The following is a 26,798-nucleotide window of genomic DNA, read 5'->3' on the forward strand; positions in this document are numbered from 1 at the left end:
GCATGAGCACTGGCGAGCATGCCTTCCAAGACTTCCTCGCGCTGTCGTCACTCCTGACCGGGTTCACAAGGTTCCGCCTGCAGGGGACCGGACAGGCCGACCTGTATTTCACCACGGTACTCGCCGTCGTCGGCGAGAAGACGATGAACGAGCTGTTGCAGGCCCATGCGGTCATTGCCGCGCACGGCGCCACCGACGAAACGGCGCTCGAGTCGCTACTGCGCCGTGATATCCTGAGCCACGAGAAGCTCGGCCCCGTCGCCCGCAACATCATCAAGCTGTGGTTCATCGGGACGTGGTACGAGTTGCCAGCCGAGTGGCGCGATGTGTTCGGCGCCCCCGCGCGCGACGGGACATTCGTCCCAGCCCCCAGCGCGTACGTCGAGGGATTGTTGTGGCCGACCATCGGGGCCAACCCGGCCGGCGCAAAAGGACCTGGCTATGGTACCTGGGCCGAGCCGCCTCGGATTCCGCATCACTGACGTCAACTGAGAGTCACATGTTCGATCAATCGAAGGTATTCCTCGGCATCACGCCGACGGTCTGGACCAACGACGACTTCCAGTCGCTGGGCGACGACATCGGCTTCGAACAGTGCATCAGCGAGATGGCGCTGGCCGGCTTCCAGGGATGCAGCGTTGGCCACAAGTTCCCGAAGGATCCGGTGACGCTCAAGGCCGCGCTCGACCTGCGTGGCCTGCGTGTGTCGGAGCCGTGGGCCAGCACATACTTCACGATCGCCGACATGGAAGCGCGCACCATGGCGAGCTTTCAGGAACAGCTGGCCTTCATCAAGGCGATGGGCGGCACCGACATCGTCGTCGCCGAGCTTGGCCGTGCGGTGCACCAGCAGCCGGTGTCGCTCCTGCCGAACCGGCCCGTGATGAACGATGCCGAGTGGCGGCTGCTCACGGAGGGCCTCAATCGCCTGGGGCGCATCGCCCGCGATGAGGGAATGCGCCTCTGCTACCATCATCACCTCGGCACCGTGGTGCAGTCGCGTGCCGACGTGGATCGCCTCATGGCGGAGACCGATCCCGAGGTGGTCTTCCTTCTCCTCGACACCGGGCATCTGCTCGTGGCAGGCGACGACCCCCTGGCCATGACTCGCGCCCACGCCAATCGCATCAAGCACGTGCACCTCAAGGACATCCGACTGGACGTGTGGCACGCGGTGCAGGCGCGACACGGCAGTTTTTTCGAAGGAGTGATGGCGGGCTTCTTCACCGTACCTGGAGATGGAGTGATCGACTTCCGCCCAATCCTCCAGACGTTGTCCGACCACGGCTACGAAGGGTGGCTCATGGTCGAGGCGGAGCAGGACGCGACGCAGGCGCACCCGCTCACCTACGCGCTCAAGGCGCGAGCCTACCTGCGCGATGTCATCGGCTGGTAGACGCCGTCCACTTCTACCGGAGACGCACCATCGCGCAGACCATTGAGATCGTGCGGTTCATCTTGGCGGAAGGAACGGACCGAGAGGAGTTCATCCGTGCGAAGGTCGTGGTGAGTGGTCATGGCCCCACGGCGCGTCGGCACACGGACAGGTTCTGCCGGATCCCGTCGCGCATCGGCGGCATGACGCCAGTGCAGATGCTCAACCAAGCCGAATTCGAGAAGACGCTCGCGGACGGCTGAATCCCTTTGCAGAGGCGCGATGCATCACCGGGTGGTAAACAACGACAATGGCCGTCGCACGGTTGTGGCGCGGCTGGAGATGGGGGAAGAAGCCGTCGCAACGTTGACGGCGCTGGCGCACGAGCTGCAATTGGGGGCGAGCAGCATCATGGGCGTGGGCGGCTTCGAGCGTCTCACCGTGGGGTTCTTCGACTTTGCGAACCGGACGTTCCACAAGAACGAAGTGGACGAGCAGGTGGAACTCCTGTCGATGCTTGGCAACGTCGCCGAGACGGCTGACGGCCAGCCGTCGCTGCACATTCACGTGGTCGTAGGTCGCATCGATGCCAGCACCCGCGGTGGGCACCTGGTGGAAGGCATCGTGCGTCCCACCATGGAAGTGGTGATCGAGGAAAGCCCCGGGCACCTCAAGCGCACCCACGATGACCAGACCGGCCTCACTCTGTTGAGGCCCTGAGCCAAGGAGTACGCCTCGTGCGATTCGGGATCAATTCGCTCAACTTCACCGACACCTTTCTCGAGCAGGACCTTCCGTTGCTCGACCACACGCGTGCCCTCGGGTTCGACGTGCTGGAGATCACCCCGGTCGACCCCGACCGCTTTCCCGCGCGCCAGGTAAGGGAGGCGGCCGCCAACGCCGGGGTGGCGGTGAATGCGAATTTCGCGTTGCTGGAGTCGGGCAACCCCGTGTCGCCGGATGCCGCGTCGCGGCAGCGCGCGGTCGATCTGTCGAAGCAGGTCATCGACCTGTGTGCCGAGGCCGATGTCGAGATCTATTGTGGCGCGAACTACTGCTCGTGGCGCTGTTTCACGGGAAAGAGTCGGACGGCGGATGAGTGGTTGTGGGGCGTGGAGACGTTCCGACGCATCTGCGAGTACGCGCAGACGGCGGCGCCCGGACTGGTCCTCGCCGTCGAGACGTTGAACCGTTTCGAGTCGTACTTCCTTAACACCGCCGCCGACGCGCGTCGATTCGTCGACGAGGTGGGCCTGCCGAACGCGATGGTCCACCTAGACACGTTTCACATGATCCGCGAAGAGGACGATATGCGCGCCGCCATTCTCAGCTGCGGCGACAAGCTCGGCTACTTCCACGCCTGCGGCAGCCAGCGAGGCATTCCCGGTCGCGATCTGGTCCCCTGGGACACCGCGCTCACGGCGCTCCGCGACACCGGCTACCGCAACACCATCACCATCGAGTCGTTCCACCCCGACAAGAGCCTCGCGCCGCTCGTTGCCGTCTGGCGCCACTTCGCGGATTCGCCGGAACAGCTCGCCGTTGAAGGACTCGACTTTGTCCGGCGCAAGGTGGCCGAGGTGTACGGTCCCTCGTTTCTCACGCCGGGGCGCTCATAATGACGGGACCGACGGATCTGGAGCGCACGCGGCTGGCCGAGGCGGCCAACGGTACCCCGTGGCGCAAGTGGGGTCCCTATCTGAGCGAGCGCCAGTGGGGCACCGTCCGCGAGGACTACAGCCCCGGTGGCACCGCGTGGGACTTCTTCAGCCACGACGAGGCGCGGAGCCGCGCATACCGTTGGGGCGAGGACGGCATCGCCGGCTTCAGCGACGATCAGCAACAGCTATGCCTCGCGCTCTCGCTCTGGAACGGCCGTGATCCGATCCTCAAAGAGCGACTGTTCGGACTGACGAACGCGGAAGGCAACCACGGTGAGGACGTCAAGGAGTTGTACTACTACCTCGACGCGACGCCGACGCATTCGTACATGCGCATGCTCTACAAGTATCCGCAGCGCGCGTTCCCCTACCAGGAGCTTGTCGAGGGTAATCGGAACCGCGGACGGCATGACCGCGAGTTCGAGCTCATCGACACGGGCATCTTCGACGACGACCGCTACTTCGACGTCGTGGTGGAGTACGCGAAGGCGGGCCCGGAGCAGATTCTCATGAAGGTGACCGCTTGCAATCGCGGGCCGGACGAGGCCGAGCTGCACCTGCTGCCGCACGCGTGGTTTCGGAACACTTGGGCGTGGAACACCGGCGGCGCAAGGCCCTCGCTGACGGCCACCACCGACGGGCGGCTCGCGGCGGAACACCCGCTGCTCGGATCGCTCGTCGTGGAGTTCGATCAGGCGCCGGCACTGTACTTCTGCGAGAACGAGACCAACACAGCGCGGCTGTACGGTCAACCCGTCGACGGGCCCGTGAAGGACGCCATCCATGAGCGCGTGGTACACGGGCGGGAGGACGCGGTCGCCGCGCAGCCGCATGGCACAAAGGCCGCCGCGCATTATCACGCCGTGGTGCCAGCAGGCGGGAGTATGGTGGTTCGGGCGCTCGTGCATCCCGCGTCGTCGCCGGTCACGTTCACCGACTTCGACGCCGTGTTCGCGGCGCGTCTCGCCGAAGCCGACGCATTCTACGACGCGCTGCAGCGCGACATCGACAGCGCGGCCGAACGCAGCGTACAGCGCCAGTCGCTGGCCGGGATGCTGTGGTCCAAGCAATACTTCGGCTACGACGTACGCCGTTGGCTCGACGGCGACTCCGCCCAGCCGACACCGCCGGCCGAGCGCAAGGGTGGCCGCAACAGCCAATGGAAGCACTTCGTGGCCAGCGACGTGATCGCCATGCCCGACAAGTGGGAATACCCGTGGTTCGCGTCATGGGACCTCGCCTTCCACTGCATTCCCCTGGCCATGGTCGATGCGGAGTTTGCCAAGGATCAGCTTCAGCTCCTGACGCATGACTGGTACATGCACCCCAACGGGCAGCTGCCGGCCTACGAATGGGCGTTCGGCGACGTGAATCCGCCCGTGCATGCGTGGTCGACCTGGCGGGTGTTCCAGGCCGACCGGCTGCAGCGCGGTGACGCTGGCGACCTCGAATTCCTGGAGCGCGTGTTCATCAAGCTCCTTCTGAACTTCACGTGGTGGGTCAATCGCAAGGACCAGCTGGGCAACAACATCTTCCAGGGCGGGTTTCTCGGATTGGACAACATCGGCGTGTTCGACCGCAGCGCGCCGTTGCCGACAGGCGGCTACCTGGACCAGTCCGATGGCACGTCCTGGATGGCCATGTACAGCCTGAACATGATGCGGATCGCGCTCGAGTTGTCGCAGCACGACGAGGGATACGAGGATATCGCGAGCAAATTCTTCGAGCACTTCCTGATGATCGTCGAGGCGATGGATTCCCTCGGCGAAGAGGGATTATGGGATAACGACGAACAGTTCTTCTATGATTGGCTCGATGTTCCCGTCGGGGACGAAGGACGCCGCAAGATCCCGCTGCGCCTCCGGAGCATGGTCGGGCTCATCCCGCTCTTTGCGGTACAGGTGCTCGATCCGCGGTTGCTCCGGCGGCTCCCCTCGTTCGCGGCGCGACTCGACTGGCTCGCGGTCCATCGCCCTGAGCTCGCGGCGCGCGTGGCGCGCTGGGACGTTCCAGAAGAGGGTGAGCGCCAGCTGATGTCGATCGTCGATGCCGATCAGCTACGCTCGATCCTCGAGTACATGCTCGACGAGTCGGAGTTCCTGTCGCCGCACGGTGTGCGCGCGCTCTCGCGAAGACACCGCGACGAGCCGTTCTCGTTGGAGTGGAGCGGTCAGCGGTACGAAGTGCGCTATACGCCCGGCGAGTCGGACTCGGGGCTCTTCGGCGGCAATTCGAACTGGCGCGGTCCCATCTGGATGCCGGTGAACTTCCTGCTGATCGAGTCGCTACACAAGTATCACCACTACTACGGCGATTCCTTCACTGTGGAGTGCCCCACGGGGTCGGGGCAGCAGATGACCCTGCTCGAGGTGGCAGACGAGCTGTCGGCGCGGCTGACCCGGATCTTCCTGCCGGGGCCAGACGGTATGCGCCCCGTGCATGGCGACTCGGAGAAGCAGCAACGCGATCCCGCGTTCGAGGACCTCGTGTTGTTTTACGAGTATTTCGATGGCGACAGCGGACGCGGCATCGGTGCATCGCACCAGACCGGGTGGACCGGTCTGATCGCCAAACTCATCCACCCGCACCGCCCCCCCCACGAGGCCCACCTCGCCGGCTCGGGCGAACGCGACTGACCCGGCCTGGAAAGGGCACCCTCGGGGGTGATACGGCGCCTCGTAGTGGGCGCCGCTCGTCAGCGGGTCGCCGCCGCCCCGACCAGGCTCGACCACCTGCAGACGAAGACCGGCGTCGCCCTGCAGCAGACGTTCGCTGGCCGCTGATCGCTACACATTGGGATAGGTCGTCATCACGTCGCCCGGCTCAGGGACGACGACCACCCGGCTCGGCGTCGGCGGCCCGTGCAGAACCTCGTCGAACCCGCTGATGACAGTGGTGCTCGGAAAGAAGCCGAGCACCTTGAGCGTGTCCGTGCCAACGTTCTTGATCACCTGCCGCTCCAGCGCCGGGATCACGACTAGCCCGCCCTTGCCGAACGTTTTCGTCTCGTCGCCGATGGTGACCTCCGCGGTGCCCTCGACGATGAAAATGTTCTCCTCCACCGTGTGGTTGTGTCCGGGGCAGGTGTGGCCGGTCGGCACCTCGAAGTAGACGATCGTCGACCCCTGCGCTCCCGTCCCAGAGTGGATGAACCAGTTGGCGTCGACGCGGAACTCGGGTTTGCCGTCGAACCCGCACTGCGTCAGGTCGAGGTCGTTGATGTTTGCTGCCAGCATGAGCGTCTCCTGTCTCTTCGCTATCGGGGCGTGATGGGATTGCGGTGGTATTCGATGAAATGCGCCGTCTCGTCGGCGACATCCTTTCCATACAGCTCCTCGACCAGATGGAAGGCGAGGTCGATGCCGCAGGCAATACCGCCCGAGTGCTTCATGGCGCCGTGGTCGACGAGGCGGACCTCGCGATCGACGGTCAGCGTCGGGTCCATCGCCGCCAGGTAGTCGAACGCCGCCCAGTGGGTAGTGATGCGGCGCCCCCCCTTGGTCAGTCCGGCTGCAGTCAGCAGGATGGCGCCAGTGCACACCGACAACGTGTGCGAGGCTTGGCCCGCCATCCGCGCGATCCACTCGATCGTCTCCTGATCCTTGGCCTTGGCGATGGCGCCGAGCCCACCGATGACGAGCAAAATGTCGATCTTCGGCGCGCTCGCGAATGTGTAGTTCGGCATCACCATGAACCGGCCCGTGAGGGCGACCGGGTCGCTCGTCTTGGCGATGGTGAACGGGTTGAACGGGGCGCTCTCGCTGTCCTCGCGCGACTTCATTCCGGGCACGAGCCGGACGCGAGAGAACACCTCGAACGGCCCGGCAAGGTCGAGGACATCGACGTTGTCGTAAATCAGGATGCCGACGTTCAGCTTGTCCACGGGCGCCTCCTTGTCAGCGCGCGAGCGTCTCCGAGTCGGTCCAGAGGTCGCGCTAGACGCAGAGCGCGCGCGAGATAGAAATCTCAATCTGGCTGGGTCAACTGCCCGCGATAGTGTACCGTGCGATCGCCGATCTCGCCAGTGCTGAGTGGCGCGAAGCGCGTGTCGCGTGGCGCGCAACATCGCGGTGACCACGAACGATTCCGCAGCGTTGGGCGACACCGTGACGATCACCCGTACGGTACGCACCAACCGGCATGTCGGGGCGGGTTCCACGTTCGCCGTGTTCGTGGAGGAGGCGAGGGTCAAGGTGCGTTAGGCGGAACGGCGCCAATGTGGAAGCTCCCGGTACGCGCCGTGCACGGTCCGCTTGCGAGATCCGTGCGCGTGAGCGAGATGCGATACCTGCCGGTGCGGCCACCGAAGCCGTCAAGCGTGATGGACTCGGCCAGCACGGCAGCGGTGGCGTTGTCGGCTACCGGAATCGGACGATCGTAACTGAGCACGAGGCCGTCACGCGAGGCGCGAGTGAGCCCAAACGCCTCGTCTGCGCCGCTCAGCACACGAACGGCGAGCCCGCTCAATCCGCCGTGTTCGATGTGCTCCAGTGTGATGGCAACACGAAGCCGGCTCGAACCCGACGCGCAGTCGCGTGCGACATCGTACACCTCGCAGCCGACCGATACGGGCGCATGCGAGACGAATACACCCATGATCGGCGTGATCGCCGACCGCGCGAGCACCGACAGACGGGCGGCGGCGTGCCCTCTGCGTCGCGCGCGCGCCTCGTGGGTCGTGAGAACGGCGGTTCCAGTGGGGGGGCGATGCCGGCGGGGACCGATCTGACGCGCCGGTGGGACTGCCGTGCGCGGCGCGGGTCCGGAGATGCGCGAGGATCCGGTCGTGCACCGACGCCTGGGTGATGAACGCGACGACCCACATGGGGCCATGGCGGGTCGGGCACGCGAGCGGGTCGACCTCGAAGAGCTGCTGCCGGAGGGCCCCTCATCGGCGGGTGGCCTCGGTCGGCGCGAGTCGTGGGGCGGGGATGATCAGGGGTGGCATCTCGACTGATGCGGGCGCGGCCTGACGCCGCATGCCGCGCGGGCGGTTGGCATGCCAGCCATAATGCCGCGTCGTGATGTGCCCCGTCTCCGGAATGTGCACGAACACTCGCGCCAGGAACTCGAGCGGCTCGGCGGTCTCGGTGCCCGCCGTCGGGCCGTCCGACTTGCCGGACCGGTACGTCATGGCCTCGGCGGCGCAGTCGTAGGTCAACCGTTCGAGCGCGACCGGAGTGCGGGCGCGGTACCGGGCCAGTCGGGTGGCGAACGCGCGATCGTCCTCCGGCACCCAGACGGAGGACGATCCCCACGGCGAGGTCGCGCTCGCCCGTCAGCGTGCGAATGGCGGCCGTGACGGTGCAGGCCGCGACGCGGGCGATCTCGCCGAGGAGACGTCGCCGGTACAGACGGGAGGCGCGGAGCCGCATGGGCATGGTGAGCACCCCCTGCCGGTGCGGCACGGGCGCGAGGAGCGTGGTGTCGAGCCACTGCGTCCAGCTGGCGAGCCGCTTCGCGCGGCAACTCGAACAGAGGAAGCGGCACTTACACGAGAACGCGAGCAGGGATTCGTGTGCACCGTCGTCGCAGCGGATGCGGGCGACGCCGTACGCGAAGCGCTCGTCGTAGACCGTTGGCAGGCCGTGCAGATGATCCGACACCAACTGAAAGAGCGGCGGACGCCTGGGGCGACGGGAACTGATCAGTGCCCGCGTGAGCCATCGCAAGGCGCGACGTCGTTATGTCCAAGCTCTCGCAGCCATCCACCCGCAAGACGACGCCAACGCGGGGGCGGGCTGATCTGAGCCGTCTTCGCCGGGCCACCGACTCGGAGATCACGCGTACGTCGCCGCCCGCCCTGCCCGATTTGCCTGAGTGCCTCTGGCAGGATGTCCGAGTGGTGTCTCCGGTGACCAAGCAGGCGATCTCGATCCGTCTCGATCAGGACGCGCTCGATTCCTTTCGGGCGTCCGGCCCGCGGTATCAATCGCATGTGCCCGCGGTTCGTCGCCAGTACGTCGAGCATGTCGCCGCGGCGATGCCGCCACCTCGCAAGCGCGTGGTCTATCGGAACGTTGCAGCTGGCAGCGCGGTGCGGTACGCGGCAGGCGGTCGGCTTCACCATCCACACGTCGTGACAGTTCCTCACTCCCGCGACGCATTATGTCCAAGCCTCGTGTCGACAGTGTCCGCATCGAATGGGCCATGGCAGACGAACGCACGGTGCGCGTCGTGGTGCGCGGTCCTCCCCGAGGTAATCCTGCAACTGCACCGCGCACGCTATGCGCTCGTCGAAGCACTACGACAAGATCAGCAGACGATCATGGCAGCGCCGCCTCGTAGGCTGCCGCACTGAAACCCACCAGCGGCGCTTCAATCGCTCCCGTCAATACCGGACGTTTGATCAGACTCGGGTTGGCGACCATCAGGGCCATCGCTTTGCTCTCATCCAGGTCGACCTTGTCGGCATCGGCCAGCGCGCGGAATGTCGTGCCCGCGCGGTTGAGGAGTTTCTCCCAGCCAACGCACGTCGCCCACGCGCGGAGCGTCGCCGCATCAATCCCCGCGATCTTGTAGTCGTGAAACGCATACGCGACGCCGCGTGCATCGAGCCAGGCGCGGGCCTTCTTTACGGTGTCGCAGTTGCGGATACCGTACAGGATGATGGTCATGGCGTGGGAGGTACCATCGTGCGCTGCCACGGGCAGGTCATCCGACGCGTCTCCTCAGCGTAAGCCACGCAACGCCGCGGCCGCCGCGGCTACGGTCCGCACGACATCGCCACTGTTGGTATTCCAGCCACACACGCTGATGCGCATCACCCGCTGTCCATCCCACGTGCCGCCACTCATGAAGGCTTCGCCGCTGGCATTGATCGCGGCGATCACCGCGTCGCTGATGTTGCTGCCATCATGCGCGTTGAACTGGATCAGCCCCTGGTTCATCGTCGGCCGCGCGACGCCGGTCGCCCCCGGTAACGCGGCCATGCCGTCATAGATGGCGGCGGCATGATCGCAGCATCGCTCGATCATGGCCGCGAGACCGTCGCGGCCCAGCTCCATCAACGCCGCCAGAGCCGGCAAGGCGCGGGCTCGGCGCGACCATTCCGGGGTGAAATCCATCGGATCACGGACATCGCCGCCCGTCGTCAGATACGCCGCCGTCATCCGCATCGCCGCGCTGTGCGCACGCGGATCACGAGTGATGGCCATGCCGCAATCGTAGGGCGTGTTCAGCCATTTATGGCCATCGGTCGCCCAGCTATCGGCCCGTTCCACCCCGGCCACAAGCAAGGCGAGCCGCGGGCTGGCATTGGCCCACAGTCCGAAGGCGCCGTCGACGTGGACCCACGCGCCCGCCGCCTGCGCGATCGGACACAGCGTCGCAAAATCATCGCAGGCACCGATATTCAGGTCACCGGCATTGAGGATGACAATGGTCGGTGCGTCGGGGGCGAGTGCCAGCGCAGTACGCAGCACGTCGGGTGAGACGCGGCCGGGTCGGTTGCCGCCAAGCGGAACCACGCAGTCGCTGCCCAGCCCGAGCAGGCGGAGCGCCCGCGTCACCGAGGAATGGTGATGCGCGTTGGCGAGTACACGGACGACCGGGGCACCTTGCAGTCCCTTGGCTTCGACGTCCCAGCCGTGGCGCGCCAGCACCGCATGACGCGCGGCAGCGAGTGCGGTGACATGCGCCATTTGGCAGCCGGTGACAAAGGCATAGCTGCAATCGGACGGCAGCCGCAGCGCCTCCAGCAAGAACCGCCCGGCGACTTCCTCCAGCACGGCGCCGGCGGGACTGGTCGATGCCAGCACGGCATTCTGATCCCACGCCGAACACATGATGTCGGTAGCCAGCGCGGCGGGGAGCGCCCCGCCCTTCACCCAGGCGAAAAAGCGGCCGCCGGCATTGCCCGTCAATCCCGGCTCAGCCGCTGCAGCAATCGCGCGGACGACTTCGGTGGTGGGCAGGCCATGCTCCGGAAGATGCGTCGGCAGTGGTGCGCGCATTTCGCCGGGCGTACCGCGCGAGGCGACGGGGCGGGTGTCGAGCGAGGCCAGATAGCGGCGAGCTTCGGCAAACGCGATATCGAGGGCGTCCATGGTGAGAGGGTAATGAGCGGACCTCATCACGTCCATGTTGTCCCGGCGTCGGCGTACGGCAGCCACTCGGTCCTCTCAAGTGCACGCCCTGCAATGCCGCTGCCACACAGACGCCAGTCACGGCACGGGTCGTGGGCCAGGTGTTCGACAGCATCGCTGCTGCCCTGCTCCGCGTGGAGCCCCCGCCCCCGTGCGCGTCATTGGCATCGGGCTCAACAAGCGCAGTGTGCTGCTGGATATGGTGCGCGTGGTTGCGGTATGGACCAAACGAGGGTTGGGGAACGTGGCGGTGTTTGGCCCGCAAACGCAGAGAAAAACCGGCGAACGCTACCCAATGACCTGCGACAACACACGTTGCATGTTGCCGCCAGCTACCTTGGCCACATCAGTGGCTGAGAGCCCCTTGGCTCGGAGCGCGGTCAGCCAATCCGGTAGCTGCGTGTAGTCACCAAGCACGGGCTTGAGGTTGCCATCCATGTCGGTGCCCAGGCCCACGTGGTCTACGCCGACGGTGTCGATGAGCCGCACCGTGTTCGCGACGAACTCGTCGAAGCTGGCGTTGAAGCCGCTGGGCCACGCCCCGATCACCCCGCCGGTGCCGGCTACGAGCTTCGCATGCTCAACACCGATGGCGCGCGCTGCGAGCAGACGCGCGTCATCCAACTTGAGAATGCTGTGCGAGAGGATGAGCGGCGCCGAGGTCTGCGAAGCCACATCGCGCACGGTCTCGAACGAGGCGTGCGCCACATCGATTACGATGCCCTTCGCGGTCAGCCGCTTGACGACCGCCTTTCCGGCCGCCGACAGTCCGCCGTGCTGACTCGGCTGCGTTTGCAGATCGCCCAGCACGTTGGGTACATAGTGCACCAGTTGCAGTGAGCGCACGCCGTCGTCGTAGAGTTGATCGACACGTCCCGCGTCTCCTTCCAGGAACTCGCCTCCTTCACAGGCGAGGTATGCCGCCACCGCGTGCTCACGGTGGGCACGCTGCAGGTCCGACGTGCGCGTGGCGAGGAATGCGGCCGTCGTCCGCATGAGCGCCGTCAGGTCGGCGAGCTGTCGCCGATACTCGCGCGCCGCATCCCCCTTCGCGTATCCACCGTGCGTGACCACGCCGTTGGGCGTCAGTTCGATCAGCGGACCGTCGGCCACCAGGCTGAAGAAGGCGCCCGTCAGTCCGCCCGCCTGCATACCGGCGACGGTCCGCCGGTGCGCTTCGTCTCCCAGGTACTCCGGTCTCCCCTTCTGAAAGGTGGCGCCGGGGTGCGCGTGAAGATCGAAGACGATCGGCGCGGGTTGCCGCTCGTGCGTGGCGTTCGAGACCGCGCACTCGACGGATCGCTGCGCCTTTGCCGCCCGAGCCAGCAATGAGACGCCGGCGGTGGCCAGCGCACTGTCGTGAAGGAAGCGGCGGCGATTGATCATGTCCCAATGTTCAACCACCGGAGCGGGCGAGCAAGCCTCACACCATGCGCTGTCGGTGCAGCGTATCAGCGACGCTGGAAGAGTGACCCGATGGACTTCTTGACTCCCGCCGTCAGTTCGGGCGTAAACTCACCAACAACGGCGCTCGCATAGCCAACCGCGTAGGCCGAGAGTGAAGCGCGTGCAGCACGGGAGACCGATCGCTGGCTGCTGTGCAGCGTAAGCTCCCTCCCGAATCCACTGGCGGCCGACCCGAGTATCCGACCAGCGGACAGACCGGTTCGTACGTGCTCCGCCTGCGTGCACGGAGCATCGCAGTGACACGCCAGCAGATTCTCTTTGTCAGCCAGCCCTGTTCTTGGAAGGAATCCGGATGGACGCGGACCCTTGAGCATCAGGTATGGCGGTCGCCGCCTTCCTGATGCGGGCTGAGCCAGGCCTGATAGCGCGCACCGATCTCGGCGCCTCGCGCCGGTTGCAGTTGCGGCGGGGGCTCGGTGACAAGGGCCTGCGGCGCCATGGCGAGGGCCGCGATCGGAACCCAAGCCCGGAGATTGAACGGGGGGAACATGCGTGATCTCCGGATGTGAGCCAGGCGGGATGCCTGACCGCCCACATCATGGCATACACAATGTCACGGTGACACGATGCACACTACGAGAACCCCTGGCACGCGGTCTCAGGGATCGGGCGGCGCGGCCACCGGCGTGAACGTCGGCGCGATCGATTGCACGCTGCCCAACATCACCCCGGCCACCATGTTCACGCCCACGTCGAGCGGCATCGGCTCGAAGCGCTTGAGCCGGATCCCCGACGCGATGTCACGCCGGACGACCTCGAAGAACAGATGCGACTCAGCGACATCGGGCCACGCGCAGGGCCGGATCGGGCTCTTCGGTGACCAGCGGGTCCAACACCAGGCCGAGTTCGGGGGCGAGGTCCTGCGCCTGCTGGGTGGCAAGCCCGGCATCCAGCAGCCGCGCACGCATCGACTCGCGGCGCTGGGCCGCCACCCGCGGTCGGTGATCGGGACTGGCCGCCATGGGATGTCAGAGCGCTGGGGATTCAATTCGGGGCGGTGGAGTACGGCATGACCGGCCACCGCGCGAGCACCGTCCGGCTGCGCGCCGTCGGGCATTCCGATGTGTCGGAGGGAGCGGTCACGGCCATGGCGCCCCGGTCGTACGTCAGCCGTCCCAGCGCGACGACATGAGTCAACGCAAAGTCCGACACGCGCGTTCCTACGGATGCGTCCTGTTGCCGAAGCGATCGACCGTCAGCGGCGCGCACCACATCGGACGACCGCTCGCCACAGAAGCTGGCGTCAGCAGTTCCAACAGGGGAGGACGAATCACGCTGTCTCTGATCCCTGCAGTTTGCGTCACGGCGTGTCTGGCTGGTTGCGCGTCCGCGCCTAGCGTTCCTTCCGCAGCGCGCAATGAACTGGCACCAACCGGGAAGCTGCGTGTCGGGTTGATTCTCTCCAATCAGGTGTTGGTGAGCAGGGATTCGAAGACCGGAGAGCTTCAGGGCGTGACCGTCATCCTGGGGAAGAAGCTCGCTGGACGGCTCGGCGTACCGTTCGAGCCGGTGGGCTATCCCAATCCGGCGGCGCTGGTGAAGAGCTTCGGCGGACACGAATGGGATATCGCCTGTCTTGCTTTCGATCCGGCGCGCGCGCACGAGGTCAACTTCTCGCTACCCTACATGGTCGTCGACAACACCTACCGCTCGGAGCGGGCGGACGCCTATGCAGAAAACGCCCACATGCTCAGCCTCTATTCCGAACGGCTTCCCGGGTCCCGCGTGCTCGCGGGGCGCTATACCGTGATTCAACATGCGATGGCGACGCCAGAGAAAAGCGCAGCCGCAGCGCAGTACGTCAGAGAGTTCGTCGTGGAATCCATAGGCGATGGGACCATCCGAGACACCATCGCAAACGCAAAGTTGCGCCGCGCTCGTGTCGGTCCTTGAATCGCGTCCCAGTGACCTTCTACGGCCCGGGCGTGAGGGCTGACCTCTTGTCGCACCGGATCTGCGGCAGCAGGCGGTGTCCAGTTCTGACGGTACGCGATTTCCAACGTTTGGCCACAGGAGTCCCATCGATGGCAACGCTCTGCAGCATCAAGGCGCCGCACCCCGGCGACGTACCGGCATGACCACCGTCCGCATCGCCCTGGCGAGCGTCCGCGTCCCGGCGACTCCGGAGGAGTCAGTGCGCCTGGCGACTTCGGCGGTCGCCGAGGCCGGACGACAGGGCGCACTCGTCGTCTGCTTTCCGGAGTGTTTCGTTCCCGGTTATCGGTGGCCAGGTACTACCGCCCCGCCGCCAGATCCCGCGTTCCTGGAACGGGCGTGGGCGGATGTGGCGGTCGCCGCCAAGGCTGCGGGCATCACCGTGATCCTGGGGACGGAACGTGTGACTGACCGTGGACTGCAAATCACAGCCTGCGTCATCAGTCCCGACGGCACCGTCGCGGGGTGGCAGGACAAAGGGCAGCTCGACCCGTCGGAAGAATCCATCTATCCGGCATTCGCCACCGAGCGTCGCGTCTTCACGGCCGGCCCACTCACGTTCGGGATCGTGATCTGCCACGAAGGTTGGCGGTATCCGGAAACGGTGCGGTGGGCGGCGCGGCGCGGCGCACAGGTCGTGTTTCACCCACACGCACACATCGCCGAGCCCGGGAGCTATCGTCCCGTCACATTCGCGGATCCCGCCAACACGTTCCACGAGAAGGCGATCCTGTGTCGCGCGGCCGAGAACACCTGCTACTTCGCGTCGGTGAACGGCGCGAGTGACGGATCAGGAATCACGTCGGCCGTCGCACGCCCGGACGGTACGTTGCAGTGCTATCAGCCATACGGGAAAGAGGGCTTGCTCGTGGCCGACCTTGATCTCAGCGTGGCCACCGGACTCCTTGCCTCGCGGTGCCGGACCTCGCCGATGTAGGCAGGTCTTGTTGTCGCCACGAAGACTTTGTTGCAAAAGGAGAGCAGCCAGGCCGACGCTGCCGGCATGGTCGCGTCGCTCCGCGCGCGCGGTGTCGTCTTCGAGCAGTATCCTTTTTCAGGATGGCGACGACATCTGGGATGCCCCAGGCGGCGCACGCATTGCGTGGTTCAAGGATCCAGATGGCAACCTGCTCTCCCTGACCGAGGGGCGCGCCGCATAGCGACGCCGGCGGCGTGGGGCGGAGACCGATTGCCTGGGCGGACACATCCGCACCACGTGCACGTTCGCGCTCGGACCCGCGACGTACGACCAGGAACCCCGCGACAGACGAGCGACCAGCAGGACCTGTTCCTCATCACACCATGCGTACTGCTCCCGAGCTATCCCGACATCGGCGCGCCCTTCGGACGCATCATGCGCCTGGACCTGACACCGGACTCCCTACTGGCAATCGTGGTCCGTGATTCGCTGCAGTTCGAGCCGGGCAGCGGAGTCGGCGAAGGCGAGGGGTCACGGCGGGGAGATGAGGGGCAGACGACGATGCAATCCATCGCCACATGACAATCGACTTGCAGAACGCCCAATTGCTGGCCGTCACCGTCATTTTCGCGCTCTTCGCCGGCGCGGAGCTGCTGCTGGGCCATTTCTTTCCGCACTCGGCTTCCGCCGAGGACAATCGGCTCGACGTGGCGGTCGTGCTCACCTTCCCGATCATCTCGGGGACGGTCTTTACGGCGTCCAAGGCCCTCTGCGCGTGGGTAATGCCGGAGCTGCGCGACGCGTGGGCCGACTGGCCCTGGTGGCAGATGGTCATCGTGCTGCTTCTCGCGGATGATCTCACGCAGTACTGGTGGCATCGCCTCTCGCACACCTCGGTCATGTGGCCGCTGCATCGTGCCCATCACTCGGCGGCCTACATGAGCGTGCGCGTGGTGTATCGCAATAACGCGTTCTACTACGCCCTGTCGCCCGGTCTGTGGTTCAGCGGTGCCCTGCTGTATCTGGGCTTCGGCTGGGTGTTCGTAGGCTACAGCGTGGTGAAGCTTACCGTGATCATCGGCGCGCACTCGGCGGTGCGATGGGACCAGTGGCCGTATGCATGGCGTCCGCTGCGCCCGCTGGCGTGGCTGAAGGAGCGCACGATCTCCACGCCGGCCACGCACTTCGCCCATCACGCCCTCACGCAGGACGACGGCATCGGCCACTACAGGGGCAACTACGGCAATCTGCTGTTCTTCTGGGACGTGCTCTTCGGTACGGCGCGCATCACGCGGCAGTATCTGCCGGCCTACGGGCTCAACGACGACCGTCGGCACGGCGCCGAGCGCTGGTACCACCAGCTGTTGTTCCCGGTCTTCCGTTCACGTCGGGCCGAGACGGTGCTCGGATACGAGAAGCACACACCGATCGACTGACGAGGGAGCCGCGACAGCAGCGGCGGGGCCCGCGAGTTGGGGCACGTCACACGCAGTCCACGCGCGCCTGCCGACACTGCCTGCGGCGCCACCATGGCCGCCGCGGGGACGAGCCGTTCCACCTGCGTGCGCGCGAACGCGACCTGCCGTGCCGTGCTGTTGCGCTATCCCTCCGCAGCCTCGGCGGTGCAGACGCCGCGGGCGGCGAATCGCCCACGATCAGTGGGCGTCGGACGTGGCGGAGGTAGGCGAGGCCTTGGTCCCGCCCGCGGGGGACCGCCCCGTCAGACCAACCGGAGCACCGCCTCGTAGGCGGCCATGGTCTGCGGCGAGGGATCGACGCCCAGTTCCTCGGCAATCAGGCGCCGGCAGGCTTCGTAGGCCATCAGCGCCTCAGCGGTGTTTCCCATAGCCGCGTGGGCGCGCATCACGAGGCGGTGACCGGCCTCACGGAACGGCTGCAGGGTGAGCATTTCGTGGCCGTTCTGCAGGGCCAGTGCGGGCTCCTCGTTGGTGAGATACACCGTGCCGCGCACGTCGAGCGCCCGGAGGCGGATCTCGCGCAGGCGGTCCCGCCATGCGTCCACCCACGCTCCCTCCTCGCCGGGGAAGAAGGGGCGGCGCGCGATATGATGCGCGACCGCACTCGGTCCGTAGGCCATCGGAATGCGCCCCAATCGAATGGCGGCTTCGGCCTCGTGCACCGCTTCGGCCGCTGCTTCCAGGTCGACCCAGAGCGGTACCGGCGCGCGCAGCTCGTAGGTGCCGCGTGCGCCGATGAGCGCGTCCGCCCAGCCGGCGCCGAGCGGCGTCAACATGGCGCGCAGCCTGGAGATGATGGCGTTGAGGGCGCTGTCGGAGGCGCGGGGCGGCCGCTGCGGCCAGAGGATGTCGGCCAGTTCGCTTCGGGCCATCGGGCGCCCTCGCTCGAGCACCAGCGATGCGAACGCCAACCGGGCCTGCTGGCTGGGAAAGCCGGAGGTCGTGATCCAGCCGACCGCGCTCTCCAGCGTCAGATGCCCCGCGAGGTAGATGCGAACGGCGGGAAGCGGGCGGCTCGCCGTCTCGGTCACCATGGCCGGAGTCGCCACCAGCGTTCTCTCCAAGAAATCACCCAGTGTTCGCCAAATTGCCGTAGCAACATAGCGCGTGTCTACGCAGACGGCGCCTTCGCTGGCGCGCGACGACCGCGAGACCGCCCAGTCCCATGGCCATCAGCGCGTGCCTGGACACCGGTCGTTGTGTCGAGATCCAGCGGCATCCACGGCGACGATGTCCAAGACCGGCACGTTTCCCGAAAACGGCATGACGATCAATCCACGTCGTCCCAGCTCAGCGCCTACTGCATGCTCGGCGAGCTGTCCCGTACGTGCGAAGCGGCCAACTGACCGCCCTTCTGCTCACAAGACTCCGGCCGCTTTCTCAGCAGCAACCGGCGTCAGGCGCCCGATTCCTGCGCGAGGATCCGGGCGATCTGCCGACGATGCGCGAGATCGTGCCCGGCGATGATCCTGACCATTTCTCGCAACGATTCTGGGCCGCGATCCCCGTGGATCCCGACGCGGTCCCACGTGGCACCACTGACCCGCGCCCAGAGGCGAAGATGCCGGTCACGCAGCGCGCTTCCGAAAATGCCCGTCTGCAGCGAGCACCGTTAGGCCCGCGGCGTCTACAAGCCCCGGCGCCCCAGGGCGTCGCCGCTCTTTCGATTGCTTTCGGATCACCTGCACCGCCTGCACCCTGCAGACGGTCTACGACGAGCGCTTCGCGCGCGAGTACGGCCCGTGGCGCCCCGTGGTCGCGCAGGTCGCGGACACGTTCCTCGAATGCGGCGTGCTCGACCACGGCTTCGCGCGCATCCGGTGCGACGCGTGCACGCACGAGTATCTGCTCGCGTTCTCGTGCAAGTGCCGCTACTTCTGCCCCAGCGGTCACGCCAAGCGGCTCGCCATCTGGACGCGGTGGCTCGACACCACGTGGCTCGCGCCGGTGCCGCACCGGCAGGTGGTGCTCACCATCCCCAGGCGGCTCCGCGCCTACGGTCTGTACCGCCGCCGCCTGCTCGGCGAGATCGCCCGCGCCGCCGCCCGCACCGTCACTGCCGCCATTCGCACACTGACCGGCGAGCGCGACCTCGCCGTGGGGATCGTCGCGTGCCTGCAGACGCACGGCTCCCGGGCGAACTGGCATCCGCACCGGCACCTCCTCGTGACCGACGGCGGCTTTCGGCCCGACGGGTCGTTCGTCACGTGGCTCACCCACGACACGGCGCGGTTGACCGAGGCGTTTCGCCGCGCCGTGCTGCGGTTGTTCGTGCGGCTCGAACTCTTCGACAAAGACCAGGCCGCGGGCATGCTGACGTGGCCGCATTCCGGGTTCCACGGGCACACCGCCGTGTGGGAGGCCCCCTTCGGGTCCCCGTGGACGATCGCGCGTTCGCCACCCGCCTCGCGCGCTCCTGCGCCCGGAATCCCGTCGCGCTGGAGCGGCTGACCTACGACCGCGCCGACAAGGCGGTGACGTACCGGTCGGACACGTCCGAGGGCCCGACGGCGGGCACCGAAACCGCCGACCCGCTCGAGTTCCTGGCCCGGGTGCTGGTGCACATCCCCGACCAGGGCCACGTCACCACGCGGGACTCTGGCTGGTATGCCAACCGTCCGCGTGGGATGCGACGTCAGGCTGAGCCCGCCGCGCTCGAGGCGCCGCCCGTGATCATCCCCGCGCCCCGACTCGCGCCGACCGAGGCCAGCCGCCGGTGGGCGAAGGCCCTACGGCGGCGCTCCTCCAGCAGATCGTTGAGGTGGACCCGCTGGCGTGCCCGTCCTGCCACGGCGCGATGCGGATCGTCGCCTATATCAGCCAGACGTCGGTGATCGACCCAATCCTCACCCACCTCCGGACCCGCGCCGCCCGTGAGGCGCACGCCGGGCCACGGAGCCCCCCATCGACGCGGGCCCCCGCGAGCCGGGGCACGGCACGCGCCCCACGCCGTTCCGCCGACGCGCCGCGTGTCACCGGAGTACGGCCCCGAGGCCCCGCCACCACGCGGGGACCGCCGGCGTGGGCGGCGGTCTCACCTCGGCGGTCCCGCGGCCCCGCCGGCCCCGGGTCACCCGTCCGGACCGCAGACCGAACGGCCCGCGAGGCGCACCGGCGCGGTGGCCGTCGCGCCGAAGCCCTCTCACCGGTGCGCTCGAGGCAGGGGACCAGGGCCTGTACTCCGCCCACCTCGATTGAATTTCCTATCCTCGGCGTGACCACGATCTCATGGCGATGGAAGATGAATTCGCGACGCACACCATCGCGAGTGTTTTCGACGCGGCGTGGCTCCTCACGGAGATTGAGGAGCACGTGATGCTGTGTGAACCCGTGCTCCGGCATCTCGGCAGCCGGCGCTTCGAAGTACTCGAGTGTCAGTAGGCTCGATGCCGCGGCGGAGACGGCACCGGTGCTCTCCAGCAGGGGCGCGGAGGGATAGATCTCCTGGTACCGCATCATCGCCGCCGTCGATGCACGGACGGTCCACGGCAGACTCGACGCTGCCGCACGCGGGCGCGTGCAGCGTCCCGCGCCGGGGTGCGCGCTTCTGGCACCAAGAATCCACCCTGAACCGCGAGACCACGCGGCGCGAGCGTTCGAAGTGCGGAGCCGCACGTTGCGGCGGCGCGCGGAACGCCAACGGTCTCGCCTTCGAGGAGGCTGAAGACCGTCGAGATGCTCAGGGTCGTTCGGATTCGCATTGACGTGTCCGGTGCGCCGAACGCTGCGCGTTCAGCTGCAAGCACAATTCCGTGAGTTGCGGTTGTGGGGCCTTGGCAAACCTTGCGGGAAGATGGAGCCGAGGCCCCATCACCGCTACCGCACCACGCGCGCGTCGGCTGCAAGGGTCGCTGCGCGGCGCCGGACCGCACGAGGCGTTCCACGGTCTCGCGATGGAGCATCGGGACGCGCCACGTACACTCCGCAAGAGACGCGTGGTGCGAAACGCCCTGCAGCCGGAATTTCCGCGCGTTTCGATGCTGCGCGTGTCGATCCGAGTTCCGAGACGGCTGTCTGCCAGAAGACGATCCACCAGCACCAAGAGATCACGAGCGCGCTCGCCCACAGTGGAATACGTCCGCTGCCCACGCGGACTCCGCGCTTCCGGCACGCGCGGGGTACCACACGCGAGTCACCAACGGGCGTCCGACGCGGCCATCCCAGTCGGTGCGACTGGAATACACATAGTGCCGCGTGATGCGACCGACCGGCGGAACGCGGACCTCTGCGTTGGAGCATGCCGTCGGCGGTCTGTTTGGTCCCTCGTCGAAATCCGCCATGGCCCGCTACAGGCCGGTCGATGCCCGATAACGCAATGACCAGACGGGCGCACCCGCCTACGCCCCGGCGATGCTCCTGCGGGTCGTGCTCTTCGCCCAGTCCCGTGGGCTGGCGAGCAGCCGGGCGATCGCCCGGGCGTGTGAAGAGCACATGGCCTTCATCGCAATGCGTCCACGCATCGGAGTGGTACCCACGCGGAATTCGAGCGGCAGGCCGAGAAGATGGAGCGGGCGGCGGACGCGATGCTGGCGCGCCATCGGCAGCAAGCGGCGTCAGGTGGTGCCCGTCGGTGCACTCGCGAAGCGGCGCTGCACGTTCTCCAAATGATGCCGATTGTGATAGAGCGTGAACAGCAGCATTTCGCGGACGGTCAGGCGGCCGATGAGCGGATGCGGCAGTCGGTGCGCATCCAGCGTGGGTTCCGGCCACCGCGTGATCGCGGCGCACAACGTGGCGACAGCCGAGGCGTGTAAGGCCATGATGCGCGCGCGGGCGACGTCTGGATCGCTCGGCACTGGCTGAGCGCGCGGGGCAAAGCGGCCCGCGCTCGCCCCGCGCGCGAGACGCGCCCGATAGATCTCGCGCACGGACGCGTAGGAGCGCGATGGGGCACGGGCGTTGCCAAACGCGAGCCGCAAGACGAGGCGGGGCACCCGCAACCCTTGGGTCACGCTGTGCATCGACTTGGTGAGATGCCGGACATTGTCGGCCGGCGACCACGCGTCGCCAATCGGTGCGAGGAAGGTGCGCGTGTCGAGCGCGGCCCAGTACACCACACTCTCCTGGTGCAGCGCCCGGAGCGCGGACTGGATTTCGGGACCGGTGGAGCTCCCCGCGTTGAGGGAGAATGTGTCAGTCATGGAATTCGCTCGCATCAACCGAACGGGTGGTTCTGCTGCAGGTGCGTCAATAGAGCGCGCGGGCTGCGCCCGCGCTACCAAGGCGCACCTGTCGGCAGCACGCGTCGTTATCCGGCACGGGCGCCAGCTCAGCCGTCGAAGAACATCGGGAGCAAGGCAATCGTCGCCTCAGTGAGTGCATCGAACGCCGACCAGTCAGCGCGCAGCGGCGCACGGGTGTTTGGCGGCGCCGGCCTGTTCGGGAGCAACGCCATGCGTACGGCGTCAAACTCGCCGGCGTCGAGCCACACGGATGCACACGCTACGCAGCGCTCGATGCTCAGGCCCGAGAGCCGCTCGCTTCGCATGACGGCGTTGCATTGCGGACAGTGGCACGGTCGCGCATCTGGGCGCATCGGACCCGCTCGTCGCGACTCAATTGGTACGTGGTCGACCGGGAGCTGCGTCTCGGCGATCGCCGGTCCGGAGATCCAGAGTCCGTGACAATGGCGGCACGAAGCCGCCGGTCGTCGGTCGATGTCGCGCCGAACCATCTCATGTCCATCTATGGGACAACGCATTGGAGGGGGCGTTGTGAAAGGTGAACGACCTGAAGACGAAGCGCAGGACGAGACGAGTGCCGAATACCATGGCGACCGCACTACCAGCGCGACCAGAGCAGGAGTGTGCCGCACGGCGAAATCCCAAAATTGAACTCAAACGGTAAAGTCGCGGGCGTATAGTACTCGGCGGCGGCGATCATTGAGGGATCGATGGAGTCCAGATTCAGCGGTCCCGCGTTGGGCATCCCGTCGAAGATCACGCGTATCGGGCACTGCGCCTGAGAAAGGCTGACGCTGCCACGGCTCGAGACCAGAATCGGACGGCCAGTGCCGGCGGTGCGCACCCCGGGGATTCGACTGGTGAGGAGGTCCAGCAGGCTTCGGCCTTCGGCCTCTGCAAAGTCTTCCTGCGACAGGAACCTGCCGAATCCCATCTTCCGCCGCTCTTCGAAGGCCGCGAGGTTGGGCCCGAGCACCGTGCGCGCCATGGCGTTCGCACGCACCCGCACCGTGTCCATGCCCTGCACGCCCACCAGCGCCACCACCTGCGCCACCGTGTCACCGGGAATGAGGTCCACCGGCTGCTGCCGCGGCGCGTACCCGAGCGCCTGCACGGCGAGCGTCCACGTGCCGGTGGGTGTGGCCGCGAGCAGGAAGCGCCCCGCACTGTCAGTGCGTGTCTCGAGCCCGGTCGCACTCAACCCCACGATGGCGTTGGCGAGCGGACGTCCGTCGACGGTCTGCACCGTGCCGCGCACCCCACCCGCGCCACGCAGCACGATGTCCACCAGGCCACTGTCTTCCGGTGCCTGCGGGCCACTCGGCGTGGTCATCACCGTGTCCGTACGCCCCAGCACCAGGTCGCGCGGCACAATGCCGGTGGCCGACGACGTGAACGTGGTGACGCCGCTCGCCCCTTCGGCGCCCACCGCGCGCAGCCGTACGGTGGTCTCGGTGGGCACGCCGCACAGCACGTAGCGGCCGTTATCGCCCACCGGCACGTCGGTGGTCACGATGGTGCGTTCGACACGCCCCGTCTCGATCTGCAGGTCCGGCCACTGCGCCGTCACCTGCCCGGCGCTGAGCGGCAGGGCGCTGACCGTCGCTGCTGCGCGCGACGACGCGTTGGTCCGCACGGCCCGCCGCACGGTGCCGTACAGATAGCCGGTGCCCGGGGGGGCTGCGCTCCCGCACACACGCGCCACGAGTGTGGGCACCGACGGCACCGCCGCGCGCACAGTCACGCCGCGCCCGGCGCGTACGGTGAACGGCACCGCCACGCTGCCCACACCGAGCGTATCGAGGCGGGCGTGGCGCGCCGTGAGCATCCACGGCCCGGCCGGCAGGCTGTCCACCCGTGCGCGTCCGCGCGCATCGAGGGTGGCGTCGTGCACGCGCGTCGTATCGAACACCGACACGAGGCGCACGCTCGCCCCCGCGAGCGGCAGGCGTGTGATGCTATCCACACTCGTGATGTCCACGCGCCCGGGACGCCCCGGTGAGGCGGACGCTTGCGCGTGCACACGCGCGGCGCCAAGCATGCTCACGCACGCGACCATGGCGGCGGCGAGGCACTTCTTGCGATGCGTCATCACTTGAGATTCTCCATTAATTCCGATGCGTTCGAGCCACTGGCGACCTGTCCAGAACACGAGCGCCCCGCAGTCCATGGTGAAGCGCTGGAACTGTGGCGGCGCCAAAGTCTTGCGATTGTAGATCTCCGCGCCGAGTACATGGTCGAGATCGCCCTCGGGAGAAGCATTTCAATCGGGATGGGCCGTATTCCTGTGGAGCATACGGCGCCATCACCGGCCTCGCCAGCGCCTCGGGCCGGGCGGCGGCCTGTCATCGATCGCGCGCTGACACCCTCCGCTGCGGGCGCGTCGGTCGCGGTGGGTGGCCGAGCCCAGCCCAGACCCATCGGCGGCGCCGGTGGGACGGCCGCCCACGCCGACGGCGCCCTCGTGGTGGCGGGGGGTCGGGGCCGTGCTCAGGCAACTGGCGCAGCGCCGTCGGACAGGCGTGGGGCGCGCGCCGCGCCGCATGCCACTGCGACTTCACGGCCTGCGCCCGAGTACGGATTGGATCAATGGCAGAACCGATCACATCCGCCCATCGGTTGGTGAGTTCGCCGAACGCGGGCTTCTGTAGCGGGCGATGAAATCAAACGCGAGCGCAGCGAGCTACCATACCGCCCGCCTGCAGCAAGCATCGTTCGGCGATACCGCAACCGCTCTACTGCCCGCTGGCTACCACAGCCCCGGCACCAAACGGTAGCGCACCCGCGTTGCGTATGCCCCGTAGCCAGCCAACTCTTGCCGCAGCACGTGTTCCTCTCGTTGAAGGCGAATCACCATCAACGCCAGGGGAAGCGCAGCGGACGCCGCGGCGACGTACGAGCCCAACCACAACGCCGAACCGATCAGGATGAGCGGATCAGCGGCGTAGAACGGATGCCGGACAAACCGGTACGGGCCCGCGTCTGCGACTGTCTGGGCTCGCTCGGGCTGCAGACGGACTTCGGTTACAGCGAAGGCATTTGCGCGAAGAGCGATGTTCTTGAGCACCCAGCCAAGAGCGAAGGCCAGTAAGCCCGCCCAAGCGACGGGTGGGGGTGGGGAAGCGAGCAGGTGCAAGTGCCACACATCGAGACCGGCGAGGAGTGGTACGCCCACGAAGCCAGTGGCCAGTACACCGAGGACCAGCACGCGATCAGGAAGGGACTGAGCAGGATGTACCGGCAGACTTGCACGCTCTCGTAGTACATCGGGATGCACCTGGTGGACGGCCCAGGCACCCCCTAAGCGAACGACGCATAGCACAAACAGCAGCGTCCACGCTCGAGACCATTCGAACGTTCCCGCAGCGAGGAAGAGCGCCGAAGCTACCACGGCGGCGTCAAACGAGAGTCTAGCGACGATTCTGTTCATCCCTGCTCGCGATGAACTCTTGAACGATTGAATTTGGGGCCGCCGAACGCCTTACGTTCTGCTGCAGCGCATCATACAAAGTGCGGCCGGACGGGCGCCGTGCGCCAGCACGGCGACCGCCTGCCGCACACCGCCTCGCGCTGCCAGCAGCAACGTTCCGTTCTGCTGCTACGCGAGTAACTCGCTAATCGCGCTCGTACCAGTAGGCCTCGAGAGCGGAATATGCATTCCAGAACACCGCCAGCCAGATCGCTTTGGTCGGCCCTACTGCAAAGACACCCGCCATATACGCCGCGACCACACCGAACTGGACTAGGCCGGTAACCCAACGACCCTGTGCCATCTGCGCCGCGCCCGGACAGAAAGCGCTGAGCAGCGCATGCTGTACCGCGGTTTCCCGCCGTGAATCCGGAGGGGCTGCAACGATAGCAGCGGGCTCGCGCGCGGCGTCGAGGCCACCAACATCGGCGGACAGCTGGAGGTACTGACCACGCGTCGATTCATCAGGCGACTCGCGAGCCTCACTCGTACTTACATGCATGCGCGGGGTCGTCGGGAGATGACAGTCGAGAACACGTTCGCAGTCAATTGTGTGTTGGCGCTGAAGCAGGTCACCATCTGGACAGCAGAACGCAAAGCTCTGCCCCGGAGCCCCATAACAGTGCGAAAGGCGAACGCAGTGAGCCAGTCGCGCTCCTTGATCAGCCCGTCGACAGCAGCGATTCGTTAGGCGCTGCGCCGACGCTGCCGCCCTACGGATTCCCCACTGGACACTCGCGCGGCTCTATCAAGTCACCTTCTTTCACGCGGTACACCAGGCACAGCTCACGCGGCGGCTGACCAGAGAGCGTGCCGCTGCCCCAAATCAGCAACGCCGCGCCATCCGCCGTCCAAGCGTAGCTGTACGAGATGCCGGACCCTGGATCAGCCTCGCCAATCGTGACGATAGGCTGCGCGCGGTCCTCGCCGGCGCGAAGCAGCACGACACGACTCTCGCTCTCGCCAGTAGAATCGATCCGAGCGCTCAGGCGCGCGGTCGGCGAGACCACCGTTCCGCCCGAGAAGTGCATTGAGTCGGGAGGAGTCGCCGCGAGGTACGTCAGCGCCGCATCGTCGGTGCGGCGCGGAAGATCGGCGACCGTATCGCACCCGACCAGAGCGGCGGGGACCACCAGGCCACGTAGGACCGCCCGACTACGCCAACTGCGATGCCATCCTGTGTGCATGCCGTTCTCCTCCGACCATTTGTGCACCGCCTAACGC

Annotated in this window: 30 protein-coding genes; 15 read left to right on the top strand and 15 right to left on the bottom strand. The window is 66.9% G+C overall.

Features of this window, described 5'->3' with window-relative positions:
- The first annotated feature begins 2 nt into the window (after positions 1–2).
- The 5 genes from O9271_RS14695 to O9271_RS14715 all read left to right on the top strand — a co-directional run bounded on the left by O9271_RS14695 (position 3) and on the right by O9271_RS14715 (position 5,672).
- Positions 3–482: a hypothetical protein gene (locus O9271_RS14695; RefSeq protein ID WP_298271195.1), complete on the top strand. Its 480-nt coding sequence runs from the start codon at positions 3–5 to the stop codon at positions 480–482.
- A gap of 17 nt (positions 483–499) precedes the next feature.
- Positions 500–1,396, top strand: a complete 897-nt coding sequence (gene iolE / locus O9271_RS14700; protein ID WP_298271198.1) for a myo-inosose-2 dehydratase — start codon at positions 500–502, stop codon at positions 1,394–1,396.
- 261 nt (positions 1,397–1,657) lie between these two features.
- A complete protein-coding gene (locus tag O9271_RS14705) occupies positions 1,658–2,095 on the top strand; it encodes a PPC domain-containing DNA-binding protein (RefSeq protein WP_298271201.1) in 438 nt (145 codons plus the stop codon).
- 17 nt (positions 2,096–2,112) lie between these two features.
- Positions 2,113–2,994: a sugar phosphate isomerase/epimerase family protein gene (locus tag O9271_RS14710; protein WP_298271203.1), complete on the top strand. Its 882-nt coding sequence runs from the start codon at positions 2,113–2,115 to the stop codon at positions 2,992–2,994.
- The gene (locus O9271_RS14715) at positions 2,994–5,672 is read left to right on the top strand and encodes a hypothetical protein (protein WP_298271206.1); all 2,679 of its coding nucleotides are present in this window, start codon (positions 2,994–2,996) and stop codon (positions 5,670–5,672) included. The genes O9271_RS14710 and O9271_RS14715 overlap by 1 nt, the downstream gene beginning before the upstream one ends.
- A 150-nt stretch (positions 5,673–5,822) precedes the next feature.
- Here O9271_RS14715 and O9271_RS14720 read toward each other — a convergent pair whose 3' ends face one another.
- On the bottom strand, positions 5,823–6,272 hold the full coding sequence (locus O9271_RS14720) for a cupin domain-containing protein (protein ID WP_298271210.1): 450 nt from the start codon (positions 6,270–6,272) through the stop codon (positions 5,823–5,825).
- Positions 6,273–6,292: 20 nt separating this feature from the next.
- The gene (locus O9271_RS14725; protein ID WP_298271212.1) at positions 6,293–6,919 is read right to left on the bottom strand and encodes a DJ-1/PfpI family protein; all 627 of its coding nucleotides are present in this window, start codon (positions 6,917–6,919) and stop codon (positions 6,293–6,295) included.
- A 169-nt stretch (positions 6,920–7,088) separates the two neighbouring features.
- On the opposite strand from O9271_RS14725, the gene O9271_RS14730 reads away from it, so the two are divergent.
- Entirely contained in the window at positions 7,089–7,238 is a 150-nt protein-coding gene (locus O9271_RS14730; RefSeq protein ID WP_298271214.1) for a hypothetical protein, read from the top strand.
- Here O9271_RS14730 and O9271_RS14735 read toward each other — a convergent pair.
- From O9271_RS14735 to O9271_RS14765, 7 genes are all read right to left on the bottom strand, one after another.
- Positions 7,225–7,632, bottom strand: coding sequence for a hypothetical protein (locus O9271_RS14735; protein WP_298271217.1), 408 nt, complete (start codon positions 7,630–7,632; stop codon positions 7,225–7,227). The genes O9271_RS14730 and O9271_RS14735 overlap by 14 nt on opposite strands.
- 292 nt (positions 7,633–7,924) lie before the next feature.
- Positions 7,925–8,272 (bottom strand): transposase, encoded by a 348-nt coding sequence (locus O9271_RS14740; protein ID WP_298271220.1) that lies wholly within the window; start codon positions 8,270–8,272, stop codon positions 7,925–7,927.
- A gap of 1,030 nt (positions 8,273–9,302) precedes the next feature.
- Complete coding sequence (locus O9271_RS14745) at positions 9,303–9,653, bottom strand: ArsC family reductase (RefSeq protein WP_298271223.1); 351 nt, start codon at positions 9,651–9,653, stop codon at positions 9,303–9,305.
- A 54-nt stretch (positions 9,654–9,707) separates the two neighbouring features.
- Positions 9,708–11,084 carry a pyridoxal-dependent decarboxylase gene (locus O9271_RS14750; protein WP_298271226.1) on the bottom strand — a complete coding sequence of 459 codons (1,377 nt, stop codon included), beginning with the start codon at positions 11,082–11,084 and terminating at the stop codon, positions 9,708–9,710.
- A 327-nt stretch (positions 11,085–11,411) separates the two neighbouring features.
- A complete protein-coding gene (locus O9271_RS14755; RefSeq protein WP_298271229.1) occupies positions 11,412–12,509 on the bottom strand; it encodes a membrane dipeptidase in 1,098 nt (365 codons plus the stop codon).
- 394 nt (positions 12,510–12,903) lie between these two features.
- Complete coding sequence (locus tag O9271_RS14760) at positions 12,904–13,080, bottom strand: hypothetical protein (RefSeq protein ID WP_298271233.1); 177 nt, start codon at positions 13,078–13,080, stop codon at positions 12,904–12,906.
- Between the two features lie 283 nt (positions 13,081–13,363).
- Positions 13,364–13,552, bottom strand: coding sequence for a hypothetical protein (locus O9271_RS14765; RefSeq protein ID WP_298271237.1), 189 nt, complete (start codon positions 13,550–13,552; stop codon positions 13,364–13,366).
- Positions 13,553–13,599: 47 nt separating this feature from the next.
- Here O9271_RS14765 and O9271_RS14770 point away from each other — a divergent pair, with 47 nt between their 5' ends.
- The 6 genes from O9271_RS14770 (at position 13,600) to O9271_RS14795 (ending at position 16,880) form a co-directional block, all read left to right on the top strand.
- Positions 13,600–13,722: a hypothetical protein gene (locus O9271_RS14770; protein ID WP_298271240.1), complete on the top strand. Its 123-nt coding sequence runs from the start codon at positions 13,600–13,602 to the stop codon at positions 13,720–13,722.
- Positions 13,719–14,483 carry a transporter substrate-binding domain-containing protein gene (locus O9271_RS14775; RefSeq protein ID WP_298271243.1) on the top strand — a complete coding sequence of 255 codons (765 nt, stop codon included), beginning with the start codon at positions 13,719–13,721 and terminating at the stop codon, positions 14,481–14,483. Before O9271_RS14770 ends, O9271_RS14775 begins: the two co-directional genes overlap by 4 nt.
- Before the next feature lie 181 nt (positions 14,484–14,664).
- Complete coding sequence (locus tag O9271_RS14780) at positions 14,665–15,462, top strand: carbon-nitrogen hydrolase family protein (protein WP_298271248.1); 798 nt, start codon at positions 14,665–14,667, stop codon at positions 15,460–15,462.
- A 91-nt stretch (positions 15,463–15,553) separates the two neighbouring features.
- Positions 15,554–15,685, top strand: coding sequence for a hypothetical protein (locus O9271_RS14785; RefSeq protein ID WP_298271251.1), 132 nt, complete (start codon positions 15,554–15,556; stop codon positions 15,683–15,685).
- Between the two features lie 56 nt (positions 15,686–15,741).
- Positions 15,742–16,026 (top strand): hypothetical protein, encoded by a 285-nt coding sequence (locus O9271_RS14790; protein WP_298271253.1) that lies wholly within the window; start codon positions 15,742–15,744, stop codon positions 16,024–16,026.
- Positions 16,023–16,880: a sterol desaturase family protein gene (locus tag O9271_RS14795; protein ID WP_298271255.1), complete on the top strand. Its 858-nt coding sequence runs from the start codon at positions 16,023–16,025 to the stop codon at positions 16,878–16,880. Before O9271_RS14790 ends, O9271_RS14795 begins: the two co-directional genes overlap by 4 nt.
- Positions 16,881–17,164: 284 nt before the next feature.
- Here O9271_RS14795 and O9271_RS14800 read toward each other — a convergent pair whose 3' ends face one another.
- On the bottom strand, positions 17,165–17,971 hold the full coding sequence (locus O9271_RS14800; protein ID WP_298271259.1) for a BTAD domain-containing protein: 807 nt from the start codon (positions 17,969–17,971) through the stop codon (positions 17,165–17,167).
- Between the two features lie 649 nt (positions 17,972–18,620).
- Here O9271_RS14800 and O9271_RS14805 point away from each other — a divergent pair.
- From O9271_RS14805 to O9271_RS18485, 3 genes are all read left to right on the top strand, one after another.
- Entirely contained in the window at positions 18,621–19,373 is a 753-nt protein-coding gene (locus O9271_RS14805; protein WP_298271281.1) for a transposase zinc-binding domain-containing protein, read from the top strand.
- A gap of 783 nt (positions 19,374–20,156) precedes the next feature.
- The gene (locus tag O9271_RS14810) at positions 20,157–20,303 is read left to right on the top strand and encodes a hypothetical protein (protein WP_298271262.1); all 147 of its coding nucleotides are present in this window, start codon (positions 20,157–20,159) and stop codon (positions 20,301–20,303) included.
- A 969-nt stretch (positions 20,304–21,272) separates the two neighbouring features.
- Positions 21,273–21,530: a hypothetical protein gene (locus O9271_RS18485; RefSeq protein WP_343213923.1), complete on the top strand. Its 258-nt coding sequence runs from the start codon at positions 21,273–21,275 to the stop codon at positions 21,528–21,530.
- Here O9271_RS18485 and O9271_RS14815 read toward each other — a convergent pair.
- The 5 genes from O9271_RS14815 to O9271_RS14835 all read right to left on the bottom strand — a co-directional run bounded on the left by O9271_RS14815 (position 21,476) and on the right by O9271_RS14835 (position 26,707).
- A complete protein-coding gene (locus tag O9271_RS14815) occupies positions 21,476–22,063 on the bottom strand; it encodes a DinB family protein (protein ID WP_298271265.1) in 588 nt (195 codons plus the stop codon). The genes O9271_RS18485 and O9271_RS14815 overlap by 55 nt on opposite strands.
- A gap of 128 nt (positions 22,064–22,191) precedes the next feature.
- Positions 22,192–22,623 carry a zf-TFIIB domain-containing protein gene (locus tag O9271_RS18490; protein WP_343213924.1) on the bottom strand — a complete coding sequence of 144 codons (432 nt, stop codon included), beginning with the start codon at positions 22,621–22,623 and terminating at the stop codon, positions 22,192–22,194.
- A gap of 80 nt (positions 22,624–22,703) precedes the next feature.
- Positions 22,704–24,197: a carboxypeptidase regulatory-like domain-containing protein gene (locus O9271_RS14825; RefSeq protein ID WP_298271271.1), complete on the bottom strand. Its 1,494-nt coding sequence runs from the start codon at positions 24,195–24,197 to the stop codon at positions 22,704–22,706.
- Between the two features lie 657 nt (positions 24,198–24,854).
- Entirely contained in the window at positions 24,855–25,313 is a 459-nt protein-coding gene (locus O9271_RS14830; protein WP_298271274.1) for an isoprenylcysteine carboxylmethyltransferase family protein, read from the bottom strand.
- A 974-nt stretch (positions 25,314–26,287) separates the two neighbouring features.
- Positions 26,288–26,707: a hypothetical protein gene (locus O9271_RS14835; protein WP_298271277.1), complete on the bottom strand. Its 420-nt coding sequence runs from the start codon at positions 26,705–26,707 to the stop codon at positions 26,288–26,290.
- Between the last annotated feature and the right edge of the window lie 91 nt (positions 26,708–26,798).

Origin of the sequence: Gemmatimonas sp. (assembly GCF_027531815.1) — a bacterium.
In the GTDB taxonomy this organism is placed as follows: domain Bacteria; phylum Gemmatimonadota; class Gemmatimonadetes; order Gemmatimonadales; family Gemmatimonadaceae; genus Gemmatimonas.

Excerpts from the sequence above, each read along its gene's own strand:
- O9271_RS14735 (WP_298271217.1), bottom strand. The coding sequence starts at position 7,632 with ATGGGTGTATTCGTCTCGCATGCGCCCGTATCGGTCGGCTGCGAGGTG.
- O9271_RS14765 (WP_298271237.1), bottom strand. The coding sequence starts at position 13,552 with ATGGCGGCCAGTCCCGATCACCGACCGCGGGTGGCGGCCCAGCGCCGC.
- O9271_RS14795 (WP_298271255.1), top strand. The coding sequence starts at position 16,023 with ATGACAATCGACTTGCAGAACGCCCAATTGCTGGCCGTCACCGTCATT.
- O9271_RS14780 (WP_298271248.1), top strand. The coding sequence starts at position 14,665 with ATGACCACCGTCCGCATCGCCCTGGCGAGCGTCCGCGTCCCGGCGACT.
- O9271_RS14715 (WP_298271206.1), top strand. The coding sequence starts at position 2,994 with ATGACGGGACCGACGGATCTGGAGCGCACGCGGCTGGCCGAGGCGGCC.
- O9271_RS14815 (WP_298271265.1), bottom strand. The coding sequence starts at position 22,063 with ATGACTGACACATTCTCCCTCAACGCGGGGAGCTCCACCGGTCCCGAA.
- O9271_RS14720 (WP_298271210.1), bottom strand. The coding sequence starts at position 6,272 with ATGCTGGCAGCAAACATCAACGACCTCGACCTGACGCAGTGCGGGTTC.
- O9271_RS14750 (WP_298271226.1), bottom strand. The coding sequence starts at position 11,084 with ATGGACGCCCTCGATATCGCGTTTGCCGAAGCTCGCCGCTATCTGGCC.
- O9271_RS14695 (WP_298271195.1), top strand. The coding sequence starts at position 3 with ATGAGCACTGGCGAGCATGCCTTCCAAGACTTCCTCGCGCTGTCGTCA.
- O9271_RS18485 (WP_343213923.1), top strand. The coding sequence starts at position 21,273 with ATGCTCCTGCGGGTCGTGCTCTTCGCCCAGTCCCGTGGGCTGGCGAGC.
- O9271_RS14810 (WP_298271262.1), top strand. The coding sequence starts at position 20,157 with ATGGAAGATGAATTCGCGACGCACACCATCGCGAGTGTTTTCGACGCG.
- iolE (WP_298271198.1), top strand. The coding sequence starts at position 500 with ATGTTCGATCAATCGAAGGTATTCCTCGGCATCACGCCGACGGTCTGG.
- O9271_RS14775 (WP_298271243.1), top strand. The coding sequence starts at position 13,719 with ATGAGTCAACGCAAAGTCCGACACGCGCGTTCCTACGGATGCGTCCTG.
- O9271_RS18490 (WP_343213924.1), bottom strand. The coding sequence starts at position 22,623 with ATGCGTTGTCCCATAGATGGACATGAGATGGTTCGGCGCGACATCGAC.
- O9271_RS14745 (WP_298271223.1), bottom strand. The coding sequence starts at position 9,653 with ATGACCATCATCCTGTACGGTATCCGCAACTGCGACACCGTAAAGAAG.
- O9271_RS14755 (WP_298271229.1), bottom strand. The coding sequence starts at position 12,509 with ATGATCAATCGCCGCCGCTTCCTTCACGACAGTGCGCTGGCCACCGCC.
- O9271_RS14705 (WP_298271201.1), top strand. The coding sequence starts at position 1,658 with ATGCATCACCGGGTGGTAAACAACGACAATGGCCGTCGCACGGTTGTG.
- O9271_RS14770 (WP_298271240.1), top strand. The coding sequence starts at position 13,600 with ATGACCGGCCACCGCGCGAGCACCGTCCGGCTGCGCGCCGTCGGGCAT.
- O9271_RS14760 (WP_298271233.1), bottom strand. The coding sequence starts at position 13,080 with ATGTTCCCCCCGTTCAATCTCCGGGCTTGGGTTCCGATCGCGGCCCTC.
- O9271_RS14825 (WP_298271271.1), bottom strand. The coding sequence starts at position 24,197 with ATGACGCATCGCAAGAAGTGCCTCGCCGCCGCCATGGTCGCGTGCGTG.